General features: G+C 68.8%; 11 protein-coding genes and 1 pseudogene. 7 read left to right on the top strand and 5 right to left on the bottom strand.

Annotation, left to right across the window (positions count from 1 at the left end):
- The first annotated feature begins 15 nt into the window (after window positions 1–15).
- The 3 genes from RCH22_RS13095 to RCH22_RS13085 are packed head-to-tail and all read left to right on the top strand — an operon-like array spanning window position 16 to window position 1921.
- Window positions 16–1134, top strand: coding sequence for an adenosine deaminase (locus RCH22_RS13095; protein ID WP_327014339.1), 1119 nt, complete (start codon window positions 16–18; stop codon window positions 1132–1134).
- 41 nt (window positions 1135–1175) lie between these two features.
- The gene (locus tag RCH22_RS13090) at window positions 1176–1652 is read left to right on the top strand and encodes a PTS sugar transporter subunit IIA (RefSeq protein ID WP_327014338.1); all 477 of its coding nucleotides are present in this window, start codon (window positions 1176–1178) and stop codon (window positions 1650–1652) included.
- Entirely contained in the window at window positions 1649–1921 is a 273-nt protein-coding gene (locus RCH22_RS13085; RefSeq protein WP_323510985.1) for a PTS sugar transporter subunit IIB, read from the top strand. Before RCH22_RS13090 ends, RCH22_RS13085 begins: the two co-directional genes overlap by 4 nt.
- Before the next feature lie 43 nt (window positions 1922–1964).
- On the opposite strand, the pseudogene RCH22_RS13080 reads toward RCH22_RS13085, so the two are convergent.
- Both RCH22_RS13080 and RCH22_RS13075 read right to left on the bottom strand, forming a co-directional pair.
- Window positions 1965–3680 (bottom strand): annotated as a pseudogene (locus tag RCH22_RS13080) (phospho-sugar mutase); the annotation flags it as partial.
- Between the two features lie 491 nt (window positions 3681–4171).
- The gene (locus RCH22_RS13075) at window positions 4172–5005 is read right to left on the bottom strand and encodes a purine-nucleoside phosphorylase (RefSeq protein WP_323510984.1); all 834 of its coding nucleotides are present in this window, start codon (window positions 5003–5005) and stop codon (window positions 4172–4174) included.
- A gap of 295 nt (window positions 5006–5300) precedes the next feature.
- On the opposite strand from RCH22_RS13075, the gene RCH22_RS13070 reads away from it, so the two are divergent.
- The 3 genes from RCH22_RS13070 to RCH22_RS13060 all read left to right on the top strand — a co-directional run bounded on the left by RCH22_RS13070 (window position 5301) and on the right by RCH22_RS13060 (window position 8131).
- Entirely contained in the window at window positions 5301–5513 is a 213-nt protein-coding gene (locus RCH22_RS13070; protein ID WP_327012584.1) for a hypothetical protein, read from the top strand.
- Window positions 5514–5587: 74 nt separating this feature from the next.
- Window positions 5588–6529, top strand: coding sequence for a DDE-type integrase/transposase/recombinase (locus RCH22_RS13065; RefSeq protein ID WP_327012585.1), 942 nt, complete (start codon window positions 5588–5590; stop codon window positions 6527–6529).
- A 168-nt stretch (window positions 6530–6697) separates the two neighbouring features.
- Window positions 6698–8131 carry an NAD(P)H-quinone dehydrogenase gene (locus RCH22_RS13060; protein WP_134449078.1) on the top strand — a complete coding sequence of 478 codons (1434 nt, stop codon included), beginning with the start codon at window positions 6698–6700 and terminating at the stop codon, window positions 8129–8131.
- A 40-nt stretch (window positions 8132–8171) separates the two neighbouring features.
- Here the strand turns inward: RCH22_RS13060 and RCH22_RS13055 are convergent, their stop codons facing one another.
- The 3 genes from RCH22_RS13055 to RCH22_RS13045 all read right to left on the bottom strand — a co-directional run bounded on the left by RCH22_RS13055 (window position 8172) and on the right by RCH22_RS13045 (window position 11128).
- Entirely contained in the window at window positions 8172–8525 is a 354-nt protein-coding gene (locus RCH22_RS13055; RefSeq protein WP_327014337.1) for an MmcQ/YjbR family DNA-binding protein, read from the bottom strand.
- A 55-nt stretch (window positions 8526–8580) separates the two neighbouring features.
- Complete coding sequence (locus tag RCH22_RS13050; protein ID WP_323510981.1) at window positions 8581–10350, bottom strand: biotin carboxylase N-terminal domain-containing protein; 1770 nt, start codon at window positions 10348–10350, stop codon at window positions 8581–8583.
- A gap of 109 nt (window positions 10351–10459) precedes the next feature.
- On the bottom strand, window positions 10460–11128 hold the full coding sequence (locus RCH22_RS13045; protein WP_323510980.1) for a nucleoside triphosphate pyrophosphatase: 669 nt from the start codon (window positions 11126–11128) through the stop codon (window positions 10460–10462).
- A gap of 57 nt (window positions 11129–11185) precedes the next feature.
- On the opposite strand from RCH22_RS13045, the gene RCH22_RS13040 reads away from it, so the two are divergent.
- Window positions 11186–12499, top strand: coding sequence for a TRAM domain-containing protein (locus RCH22_RS13040; RefSeq protein ID WP_327014336.1), 1314 nt, complete (start codon window positions 11186–11188; stop codon window positions 12497–12499).
- Window positions 12500–12620 lie beyond the last annotated feature (121 nt).

Here is a 12620-nt window from a genome sequence, read left to right as displayed (position 1 = left end):
GGTAGATTGGTGAGCGTGAATACGAGCCTTGAGGAATTCCTGCTGCCCGGTGGTACGAGCATCAACGCGCTGCCCAAAATATCGCTGCACGACCACCTCGACGGCGGCCTGCGCCCCCAGACGATCATCGAGCTCGCCGAGGCCATCGGTCTCACCCTGCCGTCGACGGAAGCTGACGCCCTCGGCGATTGGTTCGCCGACCAGGCCAACTCCGGCTCGCTCGTGGATTACCTCAAGACCTTCGATGTGACGACGGCCGTGATGCAGACCCGTGAGGGCCTCACCAGGGTCGCCCACGAATTCGTGCAGGACCTCGCCGCCGACGGTGTCATCTACGGGGAGATCCGCTGGGCACCCGAACAGCACCTCACCCGCGGGCTCACCCTCGACCAAGTCGTCGAGGCCGTGCAGGAAGGCCTCGAGTCCGGCGTCGACGAGGCGGCAGAATTCGGGTCCACCATCCGGGTCGGCCAGCTCATCACCGCGATGCGCCACGCGAACCGCGGCCTCGAGATCGCCGAACTCGCCGTACGCCACCGCGGCAACGGCGTCGTCGGCTTCGACATCGCCGGCGCGGAGCTCGGTTTCCCCGCCCGCAACCACCTCGCAGCATTCGACTACCTCGCCAAGGAGTTCATGCCGGTCACGGTGCACGCCGGAGAGGCCGACGGGCTGGGCAGCATCCGCGGCGCCCTCTTCGACGGCCGCGCACTGCGCCTCGGCCACGGCGTGCGCCTCGCCGAAGACATCGTCATCGGCCGCGAGGACGACGACAACACCTACGTCACCCTCGGCCCGGTCGCCCAGTGGGTGCGCGACCGTGAGATCGCCCTCGAACTGAGCCCGTCGTCGAACCTGCAGACCGGGGCGATCGCAGCCTGGGGTGACGACCTGCTCGACCACCCCTTCGACCTGCTCTACCAGCTCGGCTTCCGGGTCACCGTCAACACCGACAACCGGCTGATGAGCGACACGAGCCTGAGTCAGGAACTCGCCCTGCTGAGCGACGCCTTCGGCTACGACATCGACGACCTCGAGGTCTTCCAGCTCAACGCCGCCCAGTCCGCGTTCCTCCCGCTCGAAGAGCGCGAAGAACTCGCCGACGCCATCGTCGCGGGCTTCGAAGAGGCCTGAGAGTCCGCAGACCCCGCCACGCAACCCCAGTGAAAGAACCTATGCAACTCCCAGACCTGCCTCTTACCGCCATCGCGATCGGCATCCACGTGGCCGACTGGCGCGCCGCAGTGACCGCGGCCGGCGACGGTCTCGTGCGCTCGGGGTCGACAGGCCCCGGCTACACGAAACGGATGATCGACGTCATCGACGAGTTCGGCGCCTACGTCGTGATCGCCCCCGGCCTGGCCCTCGCCCACGCGCGTCCCGGCCCCGACGTCATCGCAGAGGGCCTGAGCGTCGTGACCCTCGCGGAACCCGTCGCCTTCGGCCACCCGCACAACGACCCGGTCAGCGTAGTCCTCGGCCTCGCCGTGACGACGGGCGATGAGCACGTGCTGCTCGTCGCCGAACTCGCGAACCTCTTCAACGACCCGCGGGTCATCCCTGCGCTTGCGGCCGCGACGGATGCCGCCGGCATCCGTTCGCTACTCGGCGTGACGGCACCCGCCGGAGAAGCCAGCGGGGTCCGGGAATGAAGATCGTCGCCCTGTGCGGGGTCGGCGTCGGCACCTCCGCGATACTGAAGATGAACGCAGAGCGGGCTCTCGCCCGGCTCGACATCGATGCCGAGGTGACGGCGACCGACGTTGCCTCCGTGCAGACGGTCGGCGCGGATGCGCAGGTGATCCTGACCTCATCGGAGCTCGTGGCCCACATCGGCAAGACCAACGCGGACATCGTCGTGATCGACAACTATTTCGACCTCGACGAGCTGACCACCAAGCTCGAGGAAGCGCTCGGCTGAACCCGGTGCGGTGCTTCACGCGCCGGGTCCGGAGATCCGAGCCCTACGCGATGAGCTCGCGCATACCGCGCTCGAGCTCGGCGAGCACGGCGTTCGCGGCGACCTGGCGTTCCACAACCGTGCCGACGACGCTGCTCGCGTCGAGGTAGACCTTGAGCTTGGGTTCCGTGCCGCTCGGGCGCACCATCACCCGGGCGCCTCCGACGAGGCGGATCCGGAGCACGTCGCTCGGGGGCAGGCCGATGAAGCCGCCGGCGAGGTCGTCGATGTGGTCCACGCGGATCCGGCCGATGAACACCGGCGGGTTCGAGCGCAGCCGGTCCATCACCCGGGAGATCGACGACAGCTCGGTGACGCGCACCGAGATCTGGCTCGACGAGAAGTGCCCGAAACGGCCGCTGAAGTGGTGCAGGTGGTCCGCGAGGGTGAAGCCCTCGTTCTTCAGGTCGCTCACGAGGGAGAGCAGCGCGAGGGCCGCGGAGATGCCGTCCTTGTCGCGCACGGTCGTCGGGTTCACGAGGTAGCCGAGGGCTTCCTCATAGCCGAATACGAGACCGGGGGCGCGGGAGACCCACTTGAACCCGGTGAGGGTCTCTTCGAAGCGCATGCCGTAGGCATCCGCCACGGCCTTCAACGCCGGCGACGAAACGATCGAGCAGGCCAGGGTGCCGCTGCGCGGGGCAGGGGCGGATGTTTCCGCGTCGTCGTCCGTGGCTGCGTCGTCGGCGATGGGGGCCAGGTCGGCCCGTTCCGCGGCACGCCAGCCGAGGATCGCACCGACCTCGTTGCCGGTGAGGCGACGGTAGCCGCTCGCGGCGTCGGCGTCGGGGATCGCGATCGCGAGGCGGTCGGCGTCCGGGTCGTTCGCGATGACGAGTTCGGCGTTGATCTCGCGGGCGGTCGCACAGGCGAGGTCGAGGGCGCCCGGCTCCTCCGGGTTCGGGAACGCGACGGTCGGGAAGGTCGGGTCCGGGGCGATCTGCGCGTCGACGAGGGTCGGCAGGTCGTAGCCCGCAGCCTCGAGCACGCGGCGGGTGGTGTCCCAGCCGACCCCGTGCATGGCCGTGTACACGGCGTTGACCTGGGCGCGCGGCGGGCCGACGGTTGCGGCGGTCGCGGCGATGTAGGCCTGGACGACGGTCTCCTCAGCGGTCTCGTATGCGCCGCGCGGCAGTTCGGGGATGGTCGTGTGCGTCGCAACGCGGTGGATCTCCGCCGCGATGAAGGCGTCGTCCGGTGAGACGATCTGGGACCCGCTGTTCGCGCCGCCGAGGTAGACCTTGTAGCCGTTGTCGGCTGCGGGGTTGTGCGAGGCGGTGACCATGACGCCGGCGCTCGCGTCGAGGTGGCGCACGGCGAAGGCGAGGACGGGCGTCGGCAGCAGGCGGGGCAGCAGGATGGCGCGGACGCCGGCCCCTGCCATGATCGCGGCGCTGTCGGCCGCGAAGACCTGGGAGTTCTTGCGACCGTCGTAGCCGATCACGACGGAAGGGGTCTGGCCGGGCAGGGCGGTTCCGATCAGGAACGCGGCGAGGCCGGCCGCAGCCTGGGACACGAGGACGCGGTTCATCCGGTTGGAGCCGGCGCCGATCGCGCCGCGGAGGCCGGCCGTTCCGAAGGCGAGGCGCTCGTCGAAGCGGGCGTGCAACTCCGTGATGGCTGCCTCGTCCGCGGACTGTGCTCCGCGGAGCAGGGCGCGCAGTTCGGCCTGGGTCTCGGGGTCCGGGTCCTGGGCGAGCCAGGCGGTGGCCGCGGCGACCGTGGTGGCGTCGTCGGGCGCCGGTGCCGGTGTCGACGTTGTCGATGCCCCAACGGGATGGGCGCGCGCTGCCGGGACGAAGGCCGCCGCGACGGTGGCGTCCATTTCCGCAGTGACGGGGACCGGCTCGTCCGTGGCGGATGCCGGGTGGGCGCTCAGTGGGGGAGCGGCGGGTTCGTGAGCTGCTGCCGGAACTGCCGTCGGTGCCGGGGTTTCCGGAACCACCGGTGATGCCGGGGTTGCCGGTGTGAGCGGACCTGGCTCCGCTGCTTCGGCTGCTGCCGCTACCGGAACCGCCGCTGCGGGCGCCGGGATCGGAATCTCCACGATCTCGAGCGCGAGGGTCGGGGGCAGTGCGGAAGCGGGAGCATCCGGTAATGCCCGGTGACGGCCGCGCGCGCGGACCTCCCCGGTGCCGGTCAGTCCGGTGTCGACGGGCCCGGTGCTCGTGGGCTCGGTGCTCGTGGGCCCTGTGCCGGTCTCGGTCGCGCTCACAGGGCGGCCACGATCCTGGCCAGCAGTGCGCTGATCACGGGTTCGGCCTGCTTGCCGGCGACGAGCACTTCGGCGTGGCTGAGCGGCTCCTTCTGGATCCCGGCCGCGAGATTGGTGATGAGGGACAGGCCGAGGATTTCCATGCCGGCCTGGCGGGCGGCGATGGCCTCGAGCGCCGTCGACATGCCGACGATATGGCCGCCGATCGCCTTCGCCATCTGCACTTCGGCGGGGGTCTCGTAGTGCGGCCCGCGGAACTGGCAGTAGACGCCCTCGTCGAGCCCGGGGTCGATGGTGCGGGCGAGCTCGCGCAGCCGCTTCGAATAGAGGTCGGTCAGGTCGATGAAGGTCGCGCCCTCGAGCGGCGAGTCCGCGGTGAGGTTGATGTGGTCGCTGATCAGCACCGGCGTTCCGGGGGTCCAGGTCTCACGGATGCCGCCTGCCCCGTTGGTGAGGATCATGGTCGTCGCGCCCGTTGCCGCAGCGGTGCGCACGCTGTGCACGACCCGGCGGACGCCGTGGCCTTCGTAATAGTGGGTGCGCGCGCCGATGACGAGAGCCCGCTTGCCGTTCGGCAGGAGCACGGAACGCAGGGTGCCGACGTGGCCTTCGAGCGCGGGGGCGCTGAAGCCGGTGATCGCCTGCGCGGGGATCGTGTGCGTGGTCTCGCCGATGAGCTCCGCGGCCTTGCCCCAGCCGCTGCCGAGGGTCAGGGCGACGTCGTGATGGGTGACGCCCGTCAGCTGGGCGATTTCATCCGCCGCGATCCGGGCGATTTCGAATGGATCGGTTTGTGGCTCGTCCAGCGGGTTTGCGTCGATCGTCGGCATCCCCCCACTCTATTCGCCCGAACCAATTCGACGGAGATTTTGGGCATTCCCCTCTGCGTCAAGCTGGTTGTGAGTCAGTTCACGATCAGTAGGAGTCAGAGGAATGTCGATTAGTCCAGGGTTCACTGTGGTGGAGATCCGCGAGTTTGTTCATGAGTATCACCGGCAACCGCATGGTCAGAAAGGTGCCTGGTTAGCGGGACAGCCGGTCTCGCATGCGATGCTGACGCGGTGGAGCGCCGCGGTGTATGGCGGTGATCTGGACCGGGGTCTGGTTCCGCGAGAGGGTAGGGCTATGACTGTTCCCCCTCGTAAGCGCACGGCGCTGGAGAAATCACGGGCCGCTGAGCGCGCGGCGCACGCGGCTGAGGTTGCGAAACTGAGCGCGCGGGTGCGCGAGTTGGAGGACACGAACAACACGCTGGGGAAAGCTATCGGGCTCTTGCACGCGATGAGCGAGGAAGAGCCCGCACCCACCCCGACGACATCCGATCCGTCCGGTTCCTGAAGCTCGAGAACACGCTCGTCGGTGACCTGACGCGTTTAACGGGGTCGCAACGCCGCGCTTTGGTCCTCGCGGGCGTGGCCCGCTCAACGTGGCAGTACCGGCAGAAGCCCCGCGCCCGGGTGCCCGAACCCATCGCGCAGAAAGACCGCGCGTACTTGTCTCGGATCCCCACGACGGATCGGAAGGTGATCGCGGAACAGATCACGACGGGGTGGACGGCGGGGCATTCCGTCGATCACACCTTTGCGAGCGTCTGGGACCAGGGTGTGATGCTCGCCGGGCGCCGGTCCTGGTGGCGGATCGCCGCCGACCTCACCGATCAGAGCACCCGCCCCGTCGTGCCCACCGGGCGTGGGTCTCGAACACCCCGCCAGAAGCCGGTGCTGGTAGCGACCGGGCCTGGGCAGGTGTGGTCCTGGGACATCACCGACCTCCGCTGCCCGTGGCGGGGCACAACGTTCAAGGCGTATTCCATCATCGATATCTACTCGCGCACGATCGTCGGCTGGCGGGTCGAGGAACGCGAGAGCGACCACCTCGCCGTGGAGATGTTCCAGAGCGCGTTCGACCAATACGGCACCCCCAAGTTCGTGCACGCCGATTCCGGGCCCGCGATGCGTTCGGGCGCTCTGGCCGATCTCCTCGCCGAGCACAAGGTGACTAAAACCCACAACCGGCCCTATGTGTCCAACGACAACCCGTTCTCCGAGTCTGAATTTCGCACAATGAAGTACCGGCCCAACTACCCCGGAACGTTCGAGAGTCTTCAGGCCGCCCGCGACCACCTGGCCGAGTACGTGCCTTGGTACAACACGACCCACAAGCATTCCGGCATCGCGTTATTCACGCCCCAGCAAGTCCACGACGGCTCCTGGAAGCAGGCCCACCGCATCCGCGACATGGCACTGCAGACCTACCACCAGAACCACCCGGAACGATTCCACTCGCGGCCGACTACACCCGCACCAGCCGGCACCGTTGGAATCAACATCCCCAAGGAAACTGTCAAAAGCTAGCCCACGTGACTCCACACAGCTTGACATCGAGCGTTCGGGGCCCAAAGTGCCCTCCCACGCGCGGAAATCTCAGAAACTCCGTCGAATTCGTCAAGCGCGGGCGGCGGGGCGGGCGGATGTCCCCGACCGGGATTGGTGGCGAAGGGCGGCGGACGGCAGAATGTCACCATGGCCTACGAGTTCGAACGCAAGCAGCAGATCGTCATTCTCGGCGGAGGGCCCGGCGGGTACGAAGCTGCGATCGCCGGAGCACAACTCGGGGCGGAGGTCACCCTCGTCGAAGAGGTCGGCGTCGGCGGGTCCGCGGTCATCACGGACGTCGTGCCCTCGAAGTCCCTCATCGCCACCGCTGAGGCCACCAACTCCATCGGCGACGCGACCGAGCTCGGCGTCCAGCTCTACGTGCGCGGGGCCGACGGCAAGCCGAGCCGTCCCGAGGTCGCGATCAACCTCGCCGCCGTCAACAAGCGCCTCCTCGCGCTCGCCCGCCAGCAGTCCGAGGATATGCGGGCCACGCTCGTCACCGCCGGAGTGCGCCTCGTGCAGGGCCACGGCCGCCTCGACGGCACGAGCGGCGTGATCGTCGCGACCTCGGAGGCCTCCGGCACCGATTTCGACCGGATCAGCGCCGACACGATCGTCGTCTCCGTTGGCGCGAGCCCGCGCATCCTCCCGACCGCTGTCCCCGACGGTGAGCGCATCCTCACCTGGACCCAGCTCTACAACCTGCGTGCGGTGCCCGAGCACCTCATCGTCGTCGGGTCCGGTGTCACCGGCGCCGAATTCGCCTCGGCGTACCGGGCCCTCGGTGCCCGCGTCACCCTGATCTCGAGCCGCGACCAGGTGCTGCCCGGCGAGGACGCCGACGCCGCCGCCGTGATCGAGAACGTCTTCAAGCGCAACGGGATGGTCGTCCTCAGCAAGTCCCGCGCCGAATCCGTCGTCGTCACCTCCACCGGGGTGCTCGCGACCCTGTCCGACGGCCGGAAGGTCGAGGGCAGCCACTGCCTGATCGCCGTCGGCTCTGTGCCGAACACCCACGGGATCGGCCTCGAGGAGGCCGGAGTGCAGCTGACCGACTCCGGGCACATCCGGGTGAACCGGGTCGCCCGCACCTCGATGCCGAACATCTACGCGGCCGGCGACTGCACGACCGAGCTGCCCCTCGCATCCGTCGCCTCGATGATGGGCCGCACGGCGGTGTTCCACGCGATGGGCGACGCGGTGAACCCGATCGAGATCCGCAACGTCGCGGCCAACATCTTCACCCAGCCCGAGATCGCGACCGTCGGCTGGACGCAGAAGCAGATCGAGGACGGCCTCGTGCGGGGCACCATCTACAAACTGCCTCTCGCCGCGAACCCGCGCGCGAAGATGATGGGCATCAAGGACGGCTTCGTCAAGCTCTTCGCGACCACGACCACCGGCACCGTCATCGGCGGTGTCATCGTCGCCCCGAAGGCGAGCGAACTCATCTTCCCGCTCGCGCTCGCCGTCGAGCACCGGCTCACCGTCGACGAGGTCGCCAGGGCCTTCCCGGTCTACCCCTCCCTGACGGGCTCGATCACGGATGCCGCCCGGGCGATGCACATCGTCCTCTAGTTCCGCACACCCCGCGCCGCACTCTCGCGGGGACGGCGGGTCAGCCCTGGAGGGACCGGCGGATGGCGCGCGGGAGAGCGGCGACGATGATCGCGTGCGACTCGGTGATCAGCTCGCGCACGTGGTCGGTAGGCACTGAGCCGTCGAGTCTCACGGTCACCCAGTGCCGCTTGTTCATGTGGTACCCGGGCTCGATGCCGGCAACGCTCCGGATCAACCGCGGCACGTTCTCCGGGAGCGCCTTGAGCGTGATCGACCGGCGCGGGGCATCCGGCTGGTCGACGGAGAACATCTTGCCTGCGACCTTCATCACCCGGGCCTCCGGCCCGAACGGGTACGTCTCGACGGCACCGTTCAGGTCCCGCAGGAACGCGGTCAGTTCGTCCGGATCCACGACGGTCCCCTTTCCCGGCCGACGATGAGCGAGCGGATGCCTGCCGTGCGACCGCCTACGCGGCGTCGGTCACGGCGAGCAACAGATACCCGCTCGACACCGTGGCACCGACCACGGCGCCGATGCTGCCGATCACGCCGTCCTTGTGCGCGGTGAGCGGCTGCTCCATCTTCATGGCCTCGAGCACGAGCAGCAGGTCGCCCTTGACGACCACGTCGCCCTCAGCGACGGCGAGTTTGACGATCGTGGCCTGCATCGGCGCGACCACGGCGTCGCCGATGGCCGTGTTCACCGAGTGCACGGCGCCGCGGCGACGCGGGGCGGGACCGGCGGTGTTCTCGGCGGTGCCGGGCAGGAGACGCACGGGGAGGCTGACCTCGATGCGGCGGCCCTCGACCTCGACGACGACGTTGTGGCGTTTCTCGGCGGTGCCCTCGTCGGTGAGGGAGCCGTTCCACGGTTCGATGTCGTTGACGAAATCGGTTTCGATCCAGCGGGTGTAGATCGAGAACGGCTCGCCGTCCGAGGGCGCGAACGCGGGGTCGCGCACGATCGCGCGGTGGAACGGAAGCACGGTCGGGAGGCCGGCGATGTCGAACTCGTCGAGGGCGCGGCGTGAACGCTCGAGCGCCTCTTCGCGGGTCGCGCCGGTGACGATGAGCTTGGCCAGCAGGGAGTCGAAGGAACCGGAGATGACATCGCCGGCCTGCACGCCGCTGTCGACGCGCACGCCGGGGCCGCCCGGCGCCCTGAAGACGTGCACGGGGCCGGGAGAGGGCATGAACCCGCGGCCGGGGTCTTCGCCGTTGATCCGGAATTCGAAGGAGTGCCCGCGCGGGATCGGGTCGTCGTAGTCGAGGCGGCCGCCCTCGGCGAGGCGGAACTGTTCGCGGACGAGGTCGATGCCCGTGACTTCCTCGGACACGGGGTGTTCGACCTGGAGCCGGGTGTTGACCTCGAGGAAGGAGACTGTGCCGTCCTGGCCGATCAGGAACTCGCAGGTGCCCGCGCCGAGGTAGCCGACCTCCTTGAGGATGGCCTTGGATGCGCGGTACAGCTCGTCGTGCTGAACGGTCGTGAGGAACGGTGCCGGTGCCTCCTCGACGAGCTTCTGGTGGCGGCGCTGCAGCGAGCAGTCGCGGGTGGAAACGACGACGACGTTGCCGTAGGCGTCTGCGAGGCACTGGGTCTCGACGTGGCGGGGCTTGTCGAGGTACTTCTCGACGAAGCACTCGCCGCGACCGAAGGCGGTGACGGCCTCGCGCACGGCCGAGTCGAAGAGCTCAGGGACCTCTTCGCGGGTGCGGACGACCTTGAGGCCGCGTCCGCCGCCGCCGAAGGCCGCCTTGATCGCGACCGGCAGCCCGTGCTGGTCGATGAAGTCGAGAACCTCTGACGCGCCCTCCACCGGGTTGAGCGTGCCTGGGGCCATCGGAGCGTTCACCCGCTCGGCGATGTGCCGAGCGGAGACCTTGTCTCCGAGCTGCTCGATGGCGTCGGGAGACGGGCCGATCCAGACCAGGCCGGCGTCGATCACGGCGCGGGCGAACTCGGCGTTCTCGGCGAGGAAACCGTAGCCGGGGTGCACGGCGTCTGCACCCGAACGGCGGGCGACCGAGAGGATCTTCTCGATGACCAGGTAGGTTTCTGCGCTTGTCGTGCCGTCGAGCCCGTACGCCTCATCTGCGAGGCGGGCGTGCACGGCGTCACGATCCTGGTCGGCGTAGACGGCGACCGAGAGAATGCCGCTGTCTTTCGCGGCTCGAATCACCCGGACGGCGATTTCGCCCCGGTTGGCGATGAGGACCTTCGTTATGCGGGACACAGTGCCTGAGCTTATTGGAGATCCCGCCCGAGACTTTGGTTCTCTTCAACAAAAAGATCCCCCAAAAAGGTATGGATGCCTACAAACCGCCTCCAAAACCCGCTGAGCGTCAGGCGTTCGCGCGGTTCCACAGGCTCGGCCAGGAGTGCCCGAGACTCAGCACGAGCCGGCGCAGCGTCGGTAAGGACAAGCCGACGACGGTCGAGGGATCGCCCTCGATGTGGGTGATGAAGGGTGCTCCCAGACTGTCGATCGTGAAGGCCCCCGCCACGAACAGGGGCTCTCCCGTCGCGATGTATGCGTCGAGCTCGGCGTCGTCGATGTCGTCGGCGAAGGTCACGTCGGCGACCGCGACGGCCCCGACGGCCCGGCCGGGCACGCCGGCCCTGTGTTCGATGAGCCAGTGGCCGGAGTAGAGCTGCCCGGTGCGGCCGCGCTGCAGCTCCCAGCGCTCCCTGGCCCGCTCGGCCGTGTGCGGCTTGCCGTAGATCACGCCATCGATGACGAAGACGGAGTCCCCGCCGAGCACGAGGTGCACGTCGTCACCGTCGGCGGCCTCGGCGTCCAGGGCGACGATCGCCCGGGAAACGTCCTCCGCTTTGGCCCTGGCGAGCAACTCGACCGTGTGACGGGGCGTCAGCGGTGCGCCCAGCAGCCGGGCGGCATCCGCTGCGACCTCGTCTTCGTCGACGCCGGGAGCGATCGTGACCGGCTCGATGCCCGCTGCCCGAAGGAGCGTGAGCCGGGCCGGAGAGGTCGAAGCCAGATAGAGGCGCATGGTTCCCTTTGTGCGGCGAGATAAGCGGCGATAGAAGCGATGTGGGATGCTCGATCAATGGCCACCAGCAATGACACACCGGCGAATCTCCCCGCACCCGCAGCCGAGGTGGGTACTGAACTCGAACTCCTCGTCACCAACGTAGCTCACGGCGGTATTTTCATCGCCAGGCACGAAGGCCGCGTGGTCTTCGTGAGCGACACCCTGCCGGGGGAGCGCGTGCGCGCCCGGCTCACCTCCGCGAACCACAAGAGCTTCTGGCGCGCGGAGACCGTCGAGGTCCTCGACGCGGCCCGCGAACGCCAGCCGCACATCTGGGCCTCCGCTGCCCTCGAGCGCGACCCGGACGACCGGGCCGGCGGCGCGGAGTTCGGCCACATCGAACTCGGCTTCCAGCGCGAACTCAAGCGCCAGGTGCTTGCAGACTCCCTGAAGCGCATGGCGCAGATCGAGTCCGACGTGGTCGTCGAACCCGTGCCGCTCGGCCCGAACGCCTCGCCAGGCGACGCGGCGGACGGCACAGGCTGGCGCACCCGGGTGCGCCTGCACGTCGACGAAGACGGCACGGTCGGCCCATACGCGGCCCGCTCGCACCGGGTGATCCCCGTCGGCGACCTTCCCCTGGCCGAGCGGACGCTCGAAGCGGCCGCGCCGCTCGACCAGCGTTTCCCCGGAGCGGCTTCGGTCGACGTCGTCTCTCCGAGCCTCGGCACCGTCCAGATCCTCGTCTCGGAGCCGGACGCGCGCGGTAAGCCCAAGGCCACCCCGCGCACCCTGATCCGTGAGGTCGTCGGTGACCGGGAATTCCGTCTTGACGCCGGCGGGTTCTGGCAGGTGCACGTCCGCGCCGCAGACACCCTGTACCACGCCGTCCAGGACCTGATCGATCCCGAGCTGTTCGACCCCCGTGCCACCAACCTCGACCTGTACGGCGGCGTCGGGCTGCTTGCTGCGGCCGTCGGTGACAAGTTCGGCAGCACCGTCCGGATCACCTCCGTCGAGAGCGACGCGCACGCGACCGACTTCGCCGCAGAGAACCTCGCGGAATGGGTCGGAGCGAGCGTTCGCACCGACCGGGTCGACCGCTTCCTGGCCGGCCTGGTCCGGGACGCGAGCGCGGCCGAACGGGCGAAGCACCAGGCGGCGACCGTTGTCCTCGACCCGCCGCGTTCCGGCGCAGGCCACGAGGTCATCGACCAGCTCGCGGTGCTGTCCCCGAAGCAGATCGTCTACGTGGCCTGCGATCCCGTCGCCCTCGCCCGCGACATCGCCCTCCTCGCCGGGCACGGATACGAGCTGCGGAAGCTGCGCGCGTTCGATCTCTTTCCGAACACTCATCACGTTGAAGCCGTCGCCCTGCTGTCCAAATAGCTATCGTTGACGTGTACGTGCAATGGAAGAATGTAGGAACAAGTGACGCACCCGACAACACCCGCGACCTCACCGACCACGACGACGGACGGCTCGTCCGGCCCGGCCGGCCCGGCCGGTG

The sequence above is a fragment of the Cryobacterium sp. GrIS_2_6 genome (assembly GCF_035984545.1).
Classification (GTDB): Bacteria; Actinomycetota; Actinomycetes; order Actinomycetales; family Microbacteriaceae; genus Cryobacterium.
The sequence above is the reverse complement of the archived record's forward strand: the minus strand, read 5'-3'. Positions and strand labels throughout refer to the sequence as shown.

Excerpts from the sequence above, each read along its gene's own strand:
- RCH22_RS13070 (WP_327012584.1), top strand. The coding sequence starts at position 5,301 with ATGACTGTTCCCCCTCGTAAGCGCACGGCGCTGGAGAAATCACGGGCC.
- RCH22_RS13075 (WP_323510984.1), bottom strand. The coding sequence starts at position 5,005 with ATGCCGACGATCGACGCAAACCCGCTGGACGAGCCACAAACCGATCCA.
- RCH22_RS13085 (WP_323510985.1), top strand. The coding sequence starts at position 1,649 with ATGAAGATCGTCGCCCTGTGCGGGGTCGGCGTCGGCACCTCCGCGATA.
- RCH22_RS13040 (WP_327014336.1), top strand. The coding sequence starts at position 11,186 with ATGGCCACCAGCAATGACACACCGGCGAATCTCCCCGCACCCGCAGCC.
- RCH22_RS13045 (WP_323510980.1), bottom strand. The coding sequence starts at position 11,128 with ATGCGCCTCTATCTGGCTTCGACCTCTCCGGCCCGGCTCACGCTCCTT.
- RCH22_RS13060 (WP_134449078.1), top strand. The coding sequence starts at position 6,698 with ATGGCCTACGAGTTCGAACGCAAGCAGCAGATCGTCATTCTCGGCGGA.
- RCH22_RS13090 (WP_327014338.1), top strand. The coding sequence starts at position 1,176 with ATGCAACTCCCAGACCTGCCTCTTACCGCCATCGCGATCGGCATCCAC.